14 protein-coding genes are annotated in these 16,334 nt (G+C 64.1%); 9 read left to right on the top strand and 5 right to left on the bottom strand.

Annotated elements, in window-relative coordinates; all coding sequences use genetic code 11:
- Positions 1–9 precede the first annotated feature (9 nt).
- From ACT01B_RS20965 to ACT01B_RS21000, 8 genes are all read left to right on the top strand, one after another.
- Positions 10–1,584: a S10 family peptidase gene (locus ACT01B_RS20965; RefSeq protein WP_445145134.1), complete on the top strand. Its 1,575-nt coding sequence runs from the start codon at positions 10–12 to the stop codon at positions 1,582–1,584.
- Positions 1,581–3,269 (top strand): acid phosphatase, encoded by a 1,689-nt coding sequence (acpA, locus tag ACT01B_RS20970; RefSeq protein WP_445145135.1) that lies wholly within the window; start codon positions 1,581–1,583, stop codon positions 3,267–3,269. The genes ACT01B_RS20965 and acpA overlap by 4 nt, the downstream gene beginning before the upstream one ends.
- A gap of 108 nt (positions 3,270–3,377) precedes the next feature.
- Positions 3,378–3,683 (top strand): EF-hand domain-containing protein, encoded by a 306-nt coding sequence (locus ACT01B_RS20975; protein WP_445145136.1) that lies wholly within the window; start codon positions 3,378–3,380, stop codon positions 3,681–3,683.
- Between the two features lie 200 nt (positions 3,684–3,883).
- Positions 3,884–5,749, top strand: coding sequence for a M1 family metallopeptidase (locus ACT01B_RS20980; RefSeq protein WP_445145137.1), 1,866 nt, complete (start codon positions 3,884–3,886; stop codon positions 5,747–5,749).
- A gap of 82 nt (positions 5,750–5,831) precedes the next feature.
- Positions 5,832–6,833: an alpha/beta fold hydrolase gene (locus tag ACT01B_RS20985; RefSeq protein WP_445145138.1), complete on the top strand. Its 1,002-nt coding sequence runs from the start codon at positions 5,832–5,834 to the stop codon at positions 6,831–6,833.
- Positions 6,834–7,085: 252 nt separating this feature from the next.
- A complete protein-coding gene (locus ACT01B_RS20990; RefSeq protein WP_445145139.1) occupies positions 7,086–7,733 on the top strand; it encodes a methylamine utilization protein in 648 nt (215 codons plus the stop codon).
- Positions 7,734–7,742: 9 nt separating this feature from the next.
- The gene (locus ACT01B_RS20995) at positions 7,743–10,070 is read left to right on the top strand and encodes a putative bifunctional diguanylate cyclase/phosphodiesterase (protein ID WP_445145140.1); all 2,328 of its coding nucleotides are present in this window, start codon (positions 7,743–7,745) and stop codon (positions 10,068–10,070) included.
- The gene (locus ACT01B_RS21000; protein WP_445145141.1) at positions 10,067–11,293 is read left to right on the top strand and encodes a hypothetical protein; all 1,227 of its coding nucleotides are present in this window, start codon (positions 10,067–10,069) and stop codon (positions 11,291–11,293) included. Before ACT01B_RS20995 ends, ACT01B_RS21000 begins: the two co-directional genes overlap by 4 nt.
- A 17-nt stretch (positions 11,294–11,310) precedes the next feature.
- Here ACT01B_RS21000 and ACT01B_RS21005 read toward each other — a convergent pair whose 3' ends face one another.
- The 4 genes from ACT01B_RS21005 to ttcA form a co-directional block, all read right to left on the bottom strand.
- Entirely contained in the window at positions 11,311–12,081 is a 771-nt protein-coding gene (locus tag ACT01B_RS21005) for a M48 family metallopeptidase (protein ID WP_445145142.1), read from the bottom strand.
- 217 nt (positions 12,082–12,298) lie between these two features.
- Entirely contained in the window at positions 12,299–13,216 is a 918-nt protein-coding gene (locus ACT01B_RS21010) for a recombination-associated protein RdgC (RefSeq protein WP_445145143.1), read from the bottom strand.
- Positions 13,217–13,340: 124 nt separating this feature from the next.
- Positions 13,341–14,540 carry an amino acid aminotransferase gene (locus tag ACT01B_RS21015; protein ID WP_445145144.1) on the bottom strand — a complete coding sequence of 400 codons (1,200 nt, stop codon included), beginning with the start codon at positions 14,538–14,540 and terminating at the stop codon, positions 13,341–13,343.
- Between the two features lie 29 nt (positions 14,541–14,569).
- On the bottom strand, positions 14,570–15,433 hold the full coding sequence (gene ttcA, locus ACT01B_RS21020; protein WP_445145145.1) for a tRNA 2-thiocytidine(32) synthetase TtcA: 864 nt from the start codon (positions 15,431–15,433) through the stop codon (positions 14,570–14,572).
- A 117-nt stretch (positions 15,434–15,550) separates the two neighbouring features.
- On the opposite strand from ttcA, the gene ACT01B_RS21025 reads away from it, so the two are divergent.
- Positions 15,551–15,757: a YdcH family protein gene (locus ACT01B_RS21025; protein WP_266151005.1), complete on the top strand. Its 207-nt coding sequence runs from the start codon at positions 15,551–15,553 to the stop codon at positions 15,755–15,757.
- Between the two features lie 207 nt (positions 15,758–15,964).
- On the opposite strand, the gene ACT01B_RS21030 is transcribed toward ACT01B_RS21025, so the two are convergent.
- The gene (locus ACT01B_RS21030; protein WP_445145146.1) at positions 15,965–16,312 is read right to left on the bottom strand and encodes a DUF805 domain-containing protein; all 348 of its coding nucleotides are present in this window, start codon (positions 16,310–16,312) and stop codon (positions 15,965–15,967) included.
- Between the last annotated feature and the right edge of the window lie 22 nt (positions 16,313–16,334).

Raw genomic sequence — 16,334 nt, forward strand, 5'->3', positions numbered from 1 at the left:
ACGACCCCCATGCGCCACTACGCACTCACTTCACTCGCCCTCGCCACCATGCTGGCATGGGGCTATTCGCCGCTGCATGCAGCCGAGAACGACACCAAGGATGCGCCCAAGGCGCAGGCCGACAAGAAAGACCAGGACAAGGCGGATAAGACTGCGTCCGATGAGCTGCCTGTCCCGCCCGAACGCTCGGTGGTGACCAAGCACAGCGTGCGCATCAACGGTCGCACGATTGACTACAAAGCCACCGCCGGCACCATGTTGATCCGCGACGACAAGGGCAAGCCGACAGTGAGCTTCTTCTATGTCGCCTATACGGTGGACGGCGGCAAGAGCGGCAAGCGTCCGCTGACGTTCTTCTACAACGGCGGCCCGGGTTCATCGTCGATGTGGCTGCACATGGGTTCGTTCGGTCCCGTGCGTGTGGCCAACGATGGCGACAAGCCGGTGCCGCCGGCGCCCTACCACACCGTGCCGAACGAGCAGAGCCTGCTCGACAAGACCGACCTGGTCTTTATCGATGCACCGGGCACGGGATATTCGCAGCTGGTGGGCAAGGCCGAGGGCAAGGACTTCTACGGCGTCGACCAGGATGCCGCGGCCTTCACCCAGTTCGTCAGCCGCTACGTAAGCCAGAACAACCGCTGGAACTCGTCCAAGTTCCTGTTCGGCGAAAGCTACGGCACCACCCGCTCCGCCGTGCTGGCGAAGACGCTGCAGGAAAAGGGCATGGAGCTCAACGGCATCGTGCTGATGTCGTCGATTCTCGACTTCACCGTCGCCGCGCCCGGCATCGATCACGGCTATATCGTGAACCTGCCGACCGAAGCAGCGATCGCCTGGTATCACAACAAGGTGCCGAACAAGCCGGCCGATATCGGCACGTTCCTGGCCGAGGTGCGCCGCTTTGCCTCGGGCGATTACACCCTGGCCCTGGCCAAGGGCGATGCCATCGATCCGACCGAGCGCGACCGCGTGGCCGTCCAGATGAGCAAGTATCTCGGCCTGTCGCCGCAGTACATCAAGGACGCGAACCTGCGCATCGGCCCCAGCCGTTTCCGCAAGGAGCTGATGCGTGACGACCGCCGCACGGCGGGACGTCTGGACGGCCGTTTTGTGGGCATCGATCCGGATGCTGCCGGCGAGACGCCGGACGGCGACACGGCCAGCGACGCCGTCACGGGTGCGTATGTCGCCATGTTCAACCAGTACGCCGCCAACGAACTGAAGTTCACCGAGGACCGCTCTTACCTGCCCAACAATTACGCCGTGGTCGGCAAGAGCTGGGACTGGAAGCGCAAGAACAGCGGCGGCTGGACCCAGGCCACTTACGTGGGCAGCGATCTGGGCGACGCCATGCGCCGCAACCCGCACCTCAAGGTGTTCTCGGCCAACGGCTACTACGACCTTGCCACGCCGTTCTACGCCACCGAGTTCGACCTCACCCACCTGGGTCTCGAACCTGCGCAGCTGAAGAACATCTCGTACGGCTTCTATCCCTCGGGTCACATGATCTACCTGGACCAGAAGTCGCTGGAGCAGACCAAGACCGACCTGTCCCGCTTCTACGACGACGCGGCGCCGTGACCAAGCAGATACCACCGAATACCACGCCCGAAGAACCCATCGACCCGTCCCGCCGCCGCCTCTTGGGCGGCATGGCGGTGACGGGTGCCGCGTTGGCGATCGGCGGCTATCAGGGCAGCGCGCAAGCAGGCACATCGGTCGCCGATAGCACGCCTGGCGCGCTCGATGCCGCCCTGCGCGAACATATTCAGCAGGTCGTGGTGATCTACGCGGAAAATCGCAGCTTCAATAATCTGTTCGCGAACTTCCCCGGCGTGGAAAAGCCGCTCAGCGCGCTGAAGCCCGAGGACTATCTGCAGCGTGATCGCGATGGCTCGATCCTGAAGACCTTGCCCCCTATCTGGCATGGCATGGTGCCGCACGCGCAGACGGTGAATCACCACCGCTACGAAGTGAAGCAGGAAGACCTGGTCGGCCTGCCGAACGCACCCTGGGCACTGCGCACCGGCAACGGCAAGCCGTTGCCGCACGGCGTGGTCACGCGCGATCTGGTGCATAGCTTCTACAACAACCAGCTGCAGATCAACGGCGGCAAGAACGACGGCTTCGTCGCCTGGGGTGATACCGGCGCCATGGTCATGGGCCACTACGAAGACAGCGCGGCCAACCTGCGCCTGTGGCAACTCGCGCGCCAGTTCACCTTGTGCGACAACTTCTTCATGGGTGCCTTTGGCGGTTCATTCCTCAACCACCAGTACCTGGTGGCAGCGCAACCGCCGTACTACCCGCAAGCCGACCAAAGCCCGGCACGTTTCAATATCGCAAAAACGGAAAGCGGCGAACCGACCGACACCCGTTTGAAGCTGGCGAGCGACTCGCCGGCCAGCGCGATGGAGGGCACGCCTCGATTCGCCTCGCGCAGCCAGTTGACACCCGACTTCTGGGCCGTCAATACGATGATGCCGCCCTACGCGCCCAGCGCCACGGAATCGGGCAGCAACCCGGCGCTGGCCGATCCGGACAGCCCCAATACGGTGCCGCCGCAGACGCACAAGCACATTGGCGACGTGCTCTCCGCGGCCGGTGTCGACTGGGCCTGGTACGGCGGTGCCTGGCAGCTGGCGCTCGATGGCAAGGGCGATGGCGACCAGCACCAGTTTCCGCAGCGCCCAAACTTCCAGATCCACCACCAGCCGCTGAACTACTTCAAGAGTCTTGCCCCCGGCACCGCGGCGCGCGCGCAGCACCTGCGCGACGGCGGTGTTGGCGAAACGGCGCCAAATAATCGCTTCATCGCGGATATCAAAGCGGGTCGCCTGCCGGCGGTGAGCTTCTACAAGCCGCAGGGCGATCTGAACATGCACGCCGGTTATTCAGACGTGGATGCGGGCGATCGCCACATCATGCACATTGTCGATGCATTGCAGAAATCAGCGGCGTGGAAGCACCTGCTGGTGGTTATCACCGTCGACGAAAACGGTGGCTGGTGGGATCACGTGGCGCCACCCAAGGGCGATCGTTGGGGACCAGGCTCGCGCATCCCCGCCATCATCGTGTCGCCGTTTGCGAAGAAGGGCCACGTCGACCACACCATCTACGACACCGGCTCGATCGCACGCTTCCTCACCCGCCGCTTCGGCCTGGAAAAGCTGCCCGGTCTGACCCTGCGCGAGCAGGCCATGGTGGCCGCGGGTGGTCCGCCACCAGGCGACCTGACGGAAGCGCTGGAGCTTGGCGCCGCCTGACGCCAACCTGCCCGCTCGCCCCTGCCGGACTGGCGGAGACGAGCGGGCACAAACCGCTCACGACCCCGATGCGATACTCGGCCCCACCCGTTGCCGGAGAGGATCGCCATGCATCGCACCCGTCTAGCCGTCGCCCTGCTTGCCATGTTGTTTGCCGTGGCGGCCAGTCATGCCCAATCGGGTTACGGCGGCATTGCCAACACGGCACAAAATCTCATGAAGAACTTCGACATTGCCGACAAGAACCATGATGGCCTGCTGACCCGGAAAGAGGCCGAGAAGGTGCCTTTCATCAAGGCACATTTCGACCAGATCGACACGACCCACCGCGGCTCAGTGTCCAAGCAGGAGGTGCGCGACTACATCAGCTCGCTGCAGCGTCCGGCGCCGGCGGGGGCTAGTACGACGCACTGAGGTTACTCACGGTGGTTCCGAGAGGGTGATGCAAATACGGCGTCATCCCAGCGAAAGCTGAGATGACGATGAGGAGGCGTGTATACCCTTCTTAGGGGGACGGTGAGAGGCCGTCAGCGCGTCCCAGGGTGACCATCGGCCCCGGCGGCCATCACATCGTCGATGGCATACTCGGCGTTCCTGCTGATGGAGTCTCCCCGATGCGCCCGTTCCATGCCCTTGCCTTCGGTGCCCTCGTGCTGCCGCTGAGCGCCTTCGCCGCCGACCCGCATTCCTTCGCCCAGCCCGACCAGGTCCGCGTGACCCATCTGGATCTGGATCTGAAGATCGACTTCCCGCAGAAGCAGCTGGACGGCAAGGCCACGCTGACGCTGGACTGGAAGAACCCGAAGGCCACCTCGCTGGTGTTGGACACGCGCGACCTGAAGATCGCCAGCATCGAAGGCATCGATGCCCAGGGCCATGCCAACGCGCTGAAGTTCGCCCTGGCACCGCGTGACAAGGAGCTGGGCAGCAAGCTCACCATCGCCACACCGCAACAGCCGGCCAAGGTGCGCATCGTCTACTCCACCGTGCCGACCGCCTCGGGCCTGCAGTGGTTGACGCCGGAGCAGACGGCGGACAAGAAGCTGCCCTTCATGTTCTCGCAGTCCGAATCCATCCACGCCCGCTCGTGGGTGCCGCTGCAGGACACGCCGGCGGTCCGCTTCACCTATACCGCGAACGTGACCGCACCGAAGGATGTGCGCGTGGTGATGAGCGCGATCAACGATGCCAAGCATCCGCTCGACGGCAACTTCACGTTCAACCAGCCGCACCCGATTCCCTCCTACCTGCTGGCCATCGCTGCCGGTGATATCGCGGCCAAGGAAACCGGCCCGCGCTCGGCCGTGTATGCCGAGCCCAGCGTGGTCGGCAAGGCTGCCAAGGAATTCGAGGACACCGAAAAGCTCATCGCGGCCGCCGAGAAGCTATACGGTCCGTACGCCTGGGGCCGCTACGACCTGCTGGTGCTGCCGCCGTCGTTTCCATACGGCGGCATGGAAAATCCCAACATGACGTTCGCCACGCCGACCTTGCTGGTGGGCGACAAGAGTCTGGTCTCGGTGATCTCGCATGAGCTGGCCCACTCGTGGTCGGGCAACCTGGTGACCAGCGCCGCCTGGCGCGACATCTGGCTCAACGAAGGCTTCACCACCTACGTGCAGGGCCGCATCACCGAGGCCGTCTACGGCAAGACCCTGGCGGATGAAGAAGCCCTGCTGTCGGCCCGCAACCTGCAGAAGACCATCGGCGCCATGCCGGTGAATTCGCAGCGCCTGGCACCGGAACCGCGCGGCATCGGCGCCGACGATTCGCTTTCCGAAGTGCCCTACGACAAGGGCTCATGGTTCCTGCGCACGCTGGAGCAGCGCTTCGGCCGCGAGACCTTCGACGAATACCTGAAGGGATATTTCAATCACTTCGCCTTCCAGAGCATCACCACCGAGCAGATGCTGGAGTACCTGAAGGCCAATCTGTTCGACAAGAACCCGGGAAAGATGAGTTGGGACGAAGTGAAGGCCTGGGTCTACGATCCGGGTACTCCGAAGAACGCACCGCTGCCGACATCGGCACGCTTCGATGCGATCGACAAGGAGCGCAGCGCCTTCCTCGCCGGCACGCGGAGCGCCGACAAGCTCGACGCCAAGGGCTGGAATACACAGGAGTGGATGTACTTCCTCGACGGCATGCCGGACGTGGCGCCGCTGGACAAGCTCAAGCAGCTCGATGCCGCCTGGCACCTCACGGGCACGCCCAACGCCGAGATCGGCATGCGCTGGTATACCCACGCCATTGCCGCCGGCGACAAGGACGTGTGGAGCGCCGCCGCCGAGCATATGAGCCGCATCGGCCGCCTGTACCTCACCATGCCGCTATACAAGGCCTTCGCCAAGACGCCGGAAGGTCTCGCCTATGCCGAGCAGGTCTATGCCAAGGCCAAGTCGGGTTATCACCCGATGACCCAGCAGGCGGTGGAAGCGGTGTTCGCCAAGGCCAAGAAGGGCGACAAGAGCGAGAAGTAAGCACCGCGCCCGCCTCCTTGCAAAAGGAGGCGGGCGACGCCATCGATTGTCGCGCCATCCCTCCGCTTATCGAGCAAGCCACATGACGTCTCCTACCCCGCTCAAGGCTCCGGCTGCCACGCGTCCCTTGTGGCAGCGACTGGCACTGCGCCGCCTGAAGTTCCTCGGTTTTGTCGCTGTGCTGCTGGCCGTGGTGCTGGGCGGCTCCTACCTGTTCGCGCCGCAATGGCTGATGAAAGCCGAGATCAAGCGGCAGGCCATGTCGGCGCATGTCGAGGAGCACTCGATACAGGTTGGCGATACCAACTGGGTGTACTTCGAAGGCGGCCAGGGCCCCACGCTGTTGCTGCTGCACGGTTTCGCTGCCAGCAAGGAAGTGTGGCTGAAGCAGGCCGAGCTGTTGACGCCGCATTTCCACGTGATCGCACCGGATCTGCCGGGCTGGGGCGAGTCCAGTCGCGTCGACGGCGCCAGCTACAACATCGACGCCCAGGCCGCACGCCTTCAGGCCTTTGTCGATGCGCTGCATCTGCCGCGTTTCGTGCTGGTCGGCCATTCCATGGGCGGTGCCATCGCTGGCGTCTACGCCGCCGAACACCCGGAACACGTGGCGGAAATGGCCTTGCTGAGCTCCTTTGGCCTCAAGACCAACGAGAACGACCTCTCGCGCCAGGTGTTGGCCGGCAAGGATCCGTTCGTGTTTGACGACCGCGCGGGCTTCGAGCGCGCTTCCGCGCTGGCCTTCGTCAACCCGCCTTCCTTGCCGGGCCGCTTCGTCGATGTGCTGGTCCGGCGCAACCAGGCCGACCGCGCCTTTTTCGAGCACACGCTCAACGAATTGCGCGATCCATCGCAGTATCTGTCCGTGCAGAATCGCCTCGACCGGCTGACCATGCCGGTGCTGGGGCTGTGGTGCCATGACGACAAGATCGTCGATATCTCCGCTCTCGACAGCTTGCGCAACGGCCTCAAGAACGCCAGCGCCATCAGCACCAGCGTGCTGACCGGCTGCAATCACATGCCGATCCTGGAGAAGCCGGAAGAGACGGCGCGTATCCTGACCGCGTTTGCACTATCGCACTGAGCATGAACACCCGTCCGCAATGATCATGGTCCTTGCTGCCGTGATCATGGCGGCGCCCATGGTTGGCGCCTCGACTACCCACACGCACCATCGGCGGCGCCCCATGCAGCGCCGGTCGCAGATGCCCCGACGCCAGCCGCCCGATAACTGACGTGGGGCCATGCCCCCGTGGTTGCGAAGCCGCTCAGGTGCTGTAGGCTAGCCGGCGGGGACTCCAGGGGAATATCGATGCGTTGGCTACGCATGATAGTCATGGCTTTCGTGCTGCCGCTCGCGTGGCCGGCTGCAGCGAGCGACCTGACCGTGAAGGTGATCGATGGCGAAGGCAAGCCCGTCAGCGATGCCGTAGTCACCTTGACGCCCGATGCCTCGACGCGGGACGCGGCTACGCTGTCCTCGACTGAGCGTCCGGCCTCGGCGACCCGGATCATCAACCAGAAGAACGAAACGTTTCTTCCCTACGTCCAGGTATTCCGCCCTGGCGACATGACCGTCTTCCGCAACAGCGATACGACCCGCCATCATGTCTATTCGTTCTCGCCGATCAAGTCGTTCGAGTTCGTGTTGCGACCCGGCGAGAGCTCGCCTCCGCTGACCCTGGAGCAGATCGGGATCGCCGCGGTCGGCTGCAATATCCACGATCACATGATTACGTATTTGTACGTGTCCGATGCGCAGAACATCGCCGTGTCGGGAACCAACGGTCAGATCACGCTGCCACATCTCTCGACCGGTCCATACACGCTGCATCTATGGCATCCGCAATTGCACCCCGGGCGACCGGACATCGTCCGCGCCGTCCATATCGATGGGAAGTCGACCCCAGACCTCATCACGCTGACCGTGTCCTTGCTCCCCGATCCGCGCATGCAGATCGATCGCGAACACCTGGGGTATTGACCGACACCCATGGCCACCATCGGATTCCGCATGCGGCTGGCCTTGTTCGTCGTGACGACGATCGTGGCCGTGCAGGCGCTGACCGCCGTTCTGGTTTCCGAGGTCACCCATCGTCAGCTGGTCGCCGAGGGTAAGCGCCAGCTCACGGCATCGGCAGACACCTTCGTCGATCAGCTGGACGACATTTCCACGCGGGTGGCCGAAAGCGTGCAGATCCTCGCGCTCGACTACGCGCTTCGCGCCGCCATCGCGCAGCATGACAAGGACACGGTGTTCTCCGTATTGCGCAATCACGGTCGGCGCGTGGGTGCGACGCGCATGCTGATGATGGGACTGGACGGAACCATTCAGGTGGACACGCTGGGGGGATCGTCCTCGCTGCAGCGCTTTCCCTTTCCGGACCTGATCGACCGTGCGTTCAGCCAGCGCACGGCGGCGGTGGTGGCCTTGGACGGCAAGGCCTACTGGATGGTGGTGGTGCCGATTTACGCGCCGCAGCCGGTCGCCCTGGTCGGCGCCGGCATTCCGGTCGACGATGCCTTCCTAGCTCGCATGCAGCATCTCTCGGCGCTGCCCAAGGACATCGAACTGGTGGCGCGGACGCAGGCATCGCGATGGGATGTGGTCGCCCGCAGCGATTCTCGCGTCGACCTGATGGGCGGCCTGTCGTCGCTGTCACCCCAACCCGTCCTCGAGAAGGTCGGCGGGCACGAGTATCTGGTGCTGGCGCGTCCCTTGAGCGGGCTGCAGGAGAGCGCCCCCATCCAGGCCGTGATCGGCTATTCGCTGGATGATGCGCTGCGTCCCTACCATTCGGTCGTCTCGACCTGGCTCGGTTTGCTCGCACTGGGCCTGGTGCTCGGTCTGTTGGGTGCCTGGCTGATTGCCCGTGGCGTCTCGCGGCCGATCGAAGCACTGGCGGCATCGGTGCGGCGTATCGAGCAGGGCGACTACAGCGCGCCCGCGGCAGCCGAACGCAAGGACGAACTGGGGCAGCTGGCCACCGCCTTCTCCACCATGACCCAGTCCATTCGTCAGCGCGAGGACCGCATCCGCTTTCAGTCCCTGCACGACGCCACCACCGAACTGCCCAACCGCACCGCCGCCGAAGCCTTCATCCAGCGCAGTCTGCACGAGCACAACCAAGGCGCGCTGTTGATGGTGGGCCTGACCCGCATCCCCGAGATCATCAAGACCGTGGGGCATGCGCTGAGTGAACGGCTCATGCGCGATGCCGCCGAGCGCATCCGGCAAACGGCCACCTCAGGCTTCGCCGCGCGCGCTTCCGATACCGCCTTTCTGATCTGGCTACCGCGTGCGGGCCGGGCCGAGGCCATCGCCCTGTCGCTGCACCTGCTCGAGGTGTTGAACAAGCCGTATCAGGAGCCCGACGTTTCGATCGACACCGTGCCGGCCGTGGGCATTGCCATGCATCCGGACCACGCCAAGGCCGCAAGCGAGCTGCTGCAACGGGCCGAGATCGCCCTGTTTGCGGCCTTGCGGGTACCGCAAGCGGTGGCCTTCTACGATGCCGCCAGCGATCCGCATCGTCCCGAACGCCTGTCGCTGATGGGTGACCTGCGCGATGCGATCGAGCGCAACGACGTGGTGTTGCACTATCAGCCGAAGTTGAGCCTGCGCGAGCAGGCCATCGATGGCGCCGAGGCGCTGATCCGCTGGCAGCACCCCAAGCTCGGCTTCGTTCCACCGGATGCCTTCATTACGCTGGCCGAGGAAACCGGCAACATCCATCGCGTGACGCGCTGGGTGCTGACGACCGCCATCTCGCAACTGCAGCGTTGGTCGTCGCAGGGACTGAACTGGCATATCGCGGTCAACCTGTCCGCGCGTGATCTGCACGACCTCGAGCTGCCGCGCCGCGTCGCCCACCTGCTCGCCTTGCATCGGGTGAAGGTCGAACATCTGCGACTTGAGATCACTGAAAGCGCGGTGATCGGCGAGCCGGTCATCGCCATTCAAGTCCTGCGCGAGCTTGCCGATCTAGGCTTGCGAATCGCGGTCGATGACTTTGGTGTTGGCCAGTCATCGCTGGCCTATCTCCGAAAGCTGCCGGTGCATGAGTTGAAGATCGACAAGATGTTCGTGCAGGGACTGGCCACGCATGCCGACGACCGGATGATCGTGCGCTCCATCGTGGAACTCGCGCACCGCCTCGGCTATGGGGTGACGGCCGAGGGCGTCGAGGATGCCGCGGCCCTGGCCTATCTCACCAAGATCGGCTGCGATCATGCGCAGGGACATTTTCTCGCTCCGGCACTCGACACCGAAAGTTTTGAGCATTACGCCATCGGCTTTGAGGTGGGAGCCACGCAATGAGGCAGGCGGTGGGCTGTGCCTGCCTGCTCGCGCTGTCGATGAGTCGCATGGCCGTGGCGCAGGACTTCAGCCTCCACGCCTATATCGATGGACGCCTCGTTGCGGCGCCCGATCAAACGAGCTGGACGCAGGGCGGTTTCGGTAAAGCCCGTTTCGGCGGCGGCGACACCGAACCCCGCTTCGGCGGTGCGGCGCTGATCGGCCTGGCGCAGGTGACGCCCGCGTGGCTCGCCTATGCCGACGTGCAGTATCAAAGCACCGATCGCCACACCCTCGACGTCGTCGAGGCCTACGTGCGTTATCGGCCCGTCTCCAGCAGCGCCTGGCGCTGGTCGGTCAAGGCCGGCGCGTTCATGCCGCCGATCTCGCTGGAGAACGATGCCATCGGCTGGACCAGTCCGTGGACGCTTACACCGTCGGCCATCAACAGCTGGGTCGGTGAGGAACTGCGCGCGAAAGGCGTGCAGGGGCAGCTCGAATGGCGTGGCAACAGCAACACCATCGAAGCCGCCGGCTCGCTGTTCAAGGGCAACGATCCCGCCGGAACCTTGCTGGCCGTTCGCGGCTGGTCGTTGAGCGACCTGACCTATGGCCTGGGCAGCACCCTGCGCGAACCCGCTGCCTTCGTGCGCGCGTTCGGCGATCCCGATCACCCGCGCTACAACCCGTTCGAGGAGATCGATGGTCGCTGGGGCTGGTATGCCAGCCTGACCTGGCGCTCGACCGATCTCGGGCAGCTGACCCTGATGCGCTACGACAATCGCGCCGATCCGGCCGCGCATACGGACTACGAGGGTTCGCCTGATGTCTTCGCGTGGCGCACCGCATTCTGGAGTGCCGGTGCGCGCACCGATACCGGCCCGGTGACGTGGATAGCGCAGGCGATGGACGGCAGCACGGAAATCGACCCCACGCCCGGCGTCAACCGCACGACGCGTTTTCGTTCCGCGTTCCTGCTGGCCGGATGGAATCGTGGCGCCTGGCGGCCTGCCCTACGCCTCGATCATTTCAGCACCGGCGAAGACCTGAACTCGTCCCCGCTGGGCTTGGGCGAAAGTGGCAATGCGCTAACGGCCGCGATCAACTGGCGGCCACGCTCATGGCTGCGCTTCACCGGTGAAATCCTGCACATCGAGGGCTCGCGCTCGGCACTGCGCTCACTGGGACTGCCGACCCGCTATGCCGATACGCAGACGCAATTGGGCGTACGCCTGATCTATTGACGCCGGCTGCCCTGGTGTCAGTCGGCGACGTCGGCAATCAGGCGATCGAGCTCGGTCTTCAGCCACGCGCCATTGAGGCGCAGCCAGTCGCGCTGCTCGCGCCAGTCCGGAAAGATGCCTTCCACCTGCGCCCAGAAACGCGGCGCATGGCTGCGCACTTTCAGGTGGCACAGTTCATGGGCGAGCACATAGCGGAGTGCGGCGGGTGGTGCGAGTGCGAGGGCGAGATCGAGATTGATGCGATCGCGCGTGTCCAGGCTACCCCACAGGCTTTTCATGGCGCGGATGCGCAAGGCCGTCGGCGCGAGACCGAGTTGCGGCACGTAGCCGGCGAGCCAGCGCGCCACGTCACGACGCATTTGGGCTTCGAAGAAGGAGGCGAGCAAACCACGCGCCACCGGCACGGCGCGCGTGTGCGGGCGTGGAATCACCAGGGTGAGCGTGCCTTCGCCCACCTCGACACGCGGATACGGACCCTCCGCCCAATCCAGCTGCACAGTTTCGCCGCGCAAGGGAAACTCGGTGGGCACGCCCACGCGCAATGGCGGCAGCGGCTTGACGATGAGATGCAGCTCATCGAGCTTGCGCTCGAGCCAGTCGGCGTGATGACGAAGGAACGCCGACACCTGCGCTGGATGCGTGCCATGCGGATACGACAAACGTGCACCCTTGGGCGTCACGGTAAGACGCAAGCGACGCGCGCGCGGATGCGCGGCCTTGAGCACGCGGATCGTACTGCCGCTTGCGGTCGCCAGTTCCAGCCAATCGCCTTCAAGATGCTGCGTCATGTCCCGCCTGCCCTGCTGCTACCCGGCGTCCAGGCCGTTAGTTTCCCTTAGCTGATGTGGGGGAAGCATGCAGGCTTCGCAAGACGGGTCCATGACTGGCCTGTCGACCGCGAGAGGCTCCCAGCTGGACCGGAGGGCAAAAATCCATTAGACAGAACAACTTAGCCCCTCCTGCCGCCCCCATTAAGGGCAGCAGGAGGATTGAAGCCGGGTCAGCTTAACCTTCGGCCGGGCGCGGCAGGCCAAACCATTCTTCCAGCTTGCCCAGCAGGCGTTCCAGCTCCAGCGTAAGCAGGGCAAAGCTGGCGTCGGCCTCGGCGGCGGCGTCCTGGTGGCTGTCGCCCATCTCGTCCAGGACCACGTCGAGGAACTTCAGCTTGCGCACGATCAAGTCTTCGCCCAGCACAAAGCTCATGCGCTCATCGAAAATGAGACCAAGCTGGAATACCTGCTTGCCGTTGCGCAGGTGCTCCTTCACTTCCTCGCTGTCCAGGTCCTGGCGACGGCATTTGGCGATGGCACCCGTAGCGCTGGCGGGGTCGCGCAGCTCCACCTCGTCACCCAGGGTCAGGCCCGCCGGCGGGTTACCGTTGGCGAGCCAGTCGGTCATGAGCACGCGCGGACCTTCTTCCGGTGCCAGCGGCACGGCGGGGAAGCTGCCCAGCGCTTCGCGGATCTGGGTCAACGCATTCTCAGCCGATTTGCGACTGGAGGTATCCAGCACCAGCCAGCCGTGCTTCCTGTCGACATAGGACTTCATGCGCGAACTGCGGATAAAGGCACGCGGGACCAAGTCGTTGAGCACGTCCTCCTTGATGCGCTTGCGCTCGCGCCCACCCACCTTACGGTCCTCTTCTTCGGCGATCTTCTGCACACGGCGATGAAGTTCGTCGTTTACCACCGAGCTTGGCAGCAGCTTGTCCTCGCTGCCCACGGTCACCATGGTGCAGGCGTTGACCACGTGGGTCAGCGCTGCCTCTTCGCCTCGACCCACGGGCGGCACAAAGCCCTTCGTACCCATTTCCAGGGGACCGCAGGGACGCAGGCGATGCTCGGGCAACGCCTCGTCCAGGCGCTTCAGGTCTTCGGCAACGGCGGGGGAAAAGCGGAACAGCGTGAGGTTGCGAAAAAACATTCGGTATCCGGGTTTGGTTTCTTTGCCGTCATCCCATCAAGACTGGGATTCAGCGTCGTTATCGATGCGCAAAAGGCACTGGACCCCAGCTTGCGCTGGGATGACGGTGAGGTAGTGCGAGGGTTTACCGGCTGACGGCGGCGACGGCGTTTACCACCGTATCGAGGTTCGCACGGTTCAACGCGGCTACGCAGATGCGCCCCGTGCCGACCGCGTAGATGGCGTACTCCTCACGCAGGCGATCGACCTGGGCCTTGCTCAGGCCCGAGTACGAGAACATGCCCGCCTGCTGCTGGATAAAGCCGAACTGCGGTGCACTCGCGGCTGCGAGCTTCTCCACCATGCCAGCACGCATCGCGTGGATGCGCGCGCGCATCTCGCCCAGTTCCTGCTCCCACACCGCACGCAGCTCGGCGCTGTTGAGCACGCCGGCCACTAGTGCGCCGCCATGCGTGGCCGGACTGGAGTAGTTGGAGCGGATGGTGCGCTTGACCAGCGACTGCACGCGCAGCGTTTCAGCGCGATCCTTGCCCACGATGGATAGCGCGCCCACGCGCTCGCCATACAGCGAGAACGACTTGGAGTAGGAGTTGGCCACCACGAACGACTCGATGCCCGACTCGGCGAACAGACGCACCGCCGCGGCATCGGCATCGATACCCTTGTCGAAGCCCTGGTAAGCCATGTCGATGAAGGGCATCAGGCCGCGGTCTTTCACCAGCGCCACCACCTGCTTCCACTGCTCGACCGACAGGTCCACGCCGGTGGGGTTATGACAGCAGGCATGCAGCAGCACGATGCTGCCCGGTTCCAGCTTGCCGAGGTCGGCCAGCATGCCGGCGAAATTCAGGCCATGCGTCGCCGCGTCGTAATACGCGTAGTCGACGACCTCGAAGCCGGCCGAACTGAATACCAGGCGATGGTTTTCCCAGCTCGGATTGCTGAGGGCCACCTTGGCGTTCGGCAGCACATGCTTGAGGAAATCCGCACCGATACGCAGCGCGCCGCTACCGCCGATGGTCTGCGAGGTGGCCACGCGACCGGCGGCCAGCAGCGGCGACTCCGCTCCAAACACCAGCTTCTGGGTAGCCTGGTTGTACGCCGGCATGCCGTCGATCGGCAGGTAACCGCGCGGCTTGGCTTCCAGCGCCAGCGCCTGCTCGACGTCGCGCACGGCGCGCAGCAGGGGAATACGGCCCTGTTCGTCGTAATAAATGCCCACGCCCAAGTTGACCTTGCCCGGACGGGCATCGGCCACATAGGCCTCGGAGAGTCCCAGGATCGGGTCACCCGGGATCATTTCAACGGATGCAAAAAGAGACACGGCGCTACTCGATGGATGGGTTGAGGGGTTCACGACTCGTCCGGCGTACCGGCAAGCCACTCGTGCGCATCAGCGCGGGCAACACCTCCGCGCGCACCAAGCGCAGCGAAGTCAAACAGGCGGCGGTCAGCCAGTTGCGAGGGCGATACCTGCCCCAGCGCGCGGAAGACGTTCTCACTACGCCCCGGCTGCTGCTGTTCCCAGTCCTCCATCATGCGCCGAACCGCCTTGCGCTGGAGGTTTTCCTGCGAACCGCAAAGGTTGCATGGAATGATCGGGAATTGCTGCAGCGTAGCGTACTCCGCGATATCGCTTTCCCGGCTATAGGCCAGCGGCCGGATCACCACGTGGCGGCCATCGTCCGAGCGTAGCTTGGGCGGCATCGCCTTGAGCTGGGCCTGATAGAACATATTCAGGAAAAACGTGGCGAGGATGTCGTCGCGATGATGGCCCAACGCGATCTTGCTGACACCGTTGTTGGCCGCCCACTGGTACAGCGCGCCGCGCCGCAGGCGCGAGCACAGGCTGCACATGGTCTTGCCCTCGGGAATCACGCGAGTGACCGTGCTGTAGGTGTCCTGCTCGATGATGTGGAAGGGCACGCCGCGCCCGCTGAGGTAGTCCGGCAGCACATGCGCGGGAAAGCCCGGCTGTTTCTGGTCCAGGTTCACCGCGATCAGCTCGAAGCGTACGGGGGCCTTGGCCTGCAATGACAGCAAAACGTCTAGCAAGGTGTAGGAATCCTTGCCGCCGGACAGGCAGACCATCACCTTGTCGCCGTCTTCGATCATGTTGAAATCGGCAATAGCCTGCCCCACCTGATGGCGCAGGCGCTTGGCCAGCTTGGCGGCCTCGTAATGCTGCTTGCGAGTGGAGTCGGGCTGGGCGGACATGATCTGGATCGAGCGGGTCGGCCTCCCATTGTAGCCGGCTGACCCCGGGATACGCCGGTCCCTTCCTCGGTCCGTCGGCGGTACAATCAAGCATTATTTCCCAGCCGTCGCCCCCACATGCAGGTCCAGGACCAAGCCGAGATCGCCCACCTGCTGGCCGAATTGCGTGTCGAGCACCGCGATCTTGACGTCGCCATCGAGCACCTGGCCGACTCGCTCGGCCGCGACGAGCTGCAGCTCACCCGGCTCAAGAAGCGCAAGCTGCTGTTGAAAGACCATATCGCCCGCCTGGAAAGCAGGCTGATTCCCGATCTGGACGCCTGAGCAGGCGCGGGCTGGTTCCCCACCAGATCACCTGGCGACTCGATGCCTGGTCGCGTTCCAGCGAATAAGTCGTCATCCCAGCGGCTCTTAACAGCCGAAGGGCTGGTCTAGCTGGGATGACGAGCTTGGCACGAGGTTATTGAAGGCTGCCCATGGGGCAAAGGCAACCAGAGAGCCGCCTCCACCCCACACGTCGTGGTCAGCAGCTCATGCCGCCCGTTTGGGATTCGGCCCATAAGCGTTATTGCCAGCCTCACCGTCCTGAGCCAGCACGTAAATCAGATACAGACCGGCGAGAGGAATGAAGCTGATCAACATGAACCAGCCACTCTTGCCGACGTCGTGCAGACGCCGAGCGGCCACGGCAATGCTCGGCACCATCACGGCCAGTGCATAGATGTACGCCAACCAGGGCACGTGGATCAAACCGCAAACGAGGCCCAGCACAAACGAAACGATGACGTTCACCAAGGTGAACATCCAGTACTCCTTGCGACGTGCACGTCCATTGAAATCCGCATAGTGGCCCTTGAGGACCTTCAGATACCACTCCATACAACCTCCCTGTGAGGCCCCC

The sequence above is a fragment of the Dyella sp. Tek66A03 genome, assembly GCF_052567735.1.

Coding starts and splice junctions, on each gene's coding strand:
- ACT01B_RS20965 (WP_445145134.1), top strand. CDS start 10: ATGCGCCACTACGCACTCACTTCACTCGCCCTCGCCACCATGCTGGCA.
- ACT01B_RS20975 (WP_445145136.1), top strand. CDS start 3,378: ATGCATCGCACCCGTCTAGCCGTCGCCCTGCTTGCCATGTTGTTTGCC.
- ACT01B_RS20980 (WP_445145137.1), top strand. CDS start 3,884: ATGCGCCCGTTCCATGCCCTTGCCTTCGGTGCCCTCGTGCTGCCGCTG.
- ACT01B_RS20985 (WP_445145138.1), top strand. CDS start 5,832: ATGACGTCTCCTACCCCGCTCAAGGCTCCGGCTGCCACGCGTCCCTTG.
- ACT01B_RS20990 (WP_445145139.1), top strand. CDS start 7,086: ATGGCTTTCGTGCTGCCGCTCGCGTGGCCGGCTGCAGCGAGCGACCTG.
- ACT01B_RS20995 (WP_445145140.1), top strand. CDS start 7,743: ATGGCCACCATCGGATTCCGCATGCGGCTGGCCTTGTTCGTCGTGACG.
- ACT01B_RS21000 (WP_445145141.1), top strand. CDS start 10,067: ATGAGGCAGGCGGTGGGCTGTGCCTGCCTGCTCGCGCTGTCGATGAGT.
- ACT01B_RS21005 (WP_445145142.1), bottom strand. CDS start 12,081: ATGACGCAGCATCTTGAAGGCGATTGGCTGGAACTGGCGACCGCAAGC.
- ACT01B_RS21010 (WP_445145143.1), bottom strand. CDS start 13,216: ATGTTTTTTCGCAACCTCACGCTGTTCCGCTTTTCCCCCGCCGTTGCC.
- ttcA (WP_445145145.1), bottom strand. CDS start 15,433: ATGTCCGCCCAGCCCGACTCCACTCGCAAGCAGCATTACGAGGCCGCC.
- ACT01B_RS21025 (WP_266151005.1), top strand. CDS start 15,551: ATGCAGGTCCAGGACCAAGCCGAGATCGCCCACCTGCTGGCCGAATTG.
- ACT01B_RS21030 (WP_445145146.1), bottom strand. CDS start 16,312: ATGGAGTGGTATCTGAAGGTCCTCAAGGGCCACTATGCGGATTTCAAT.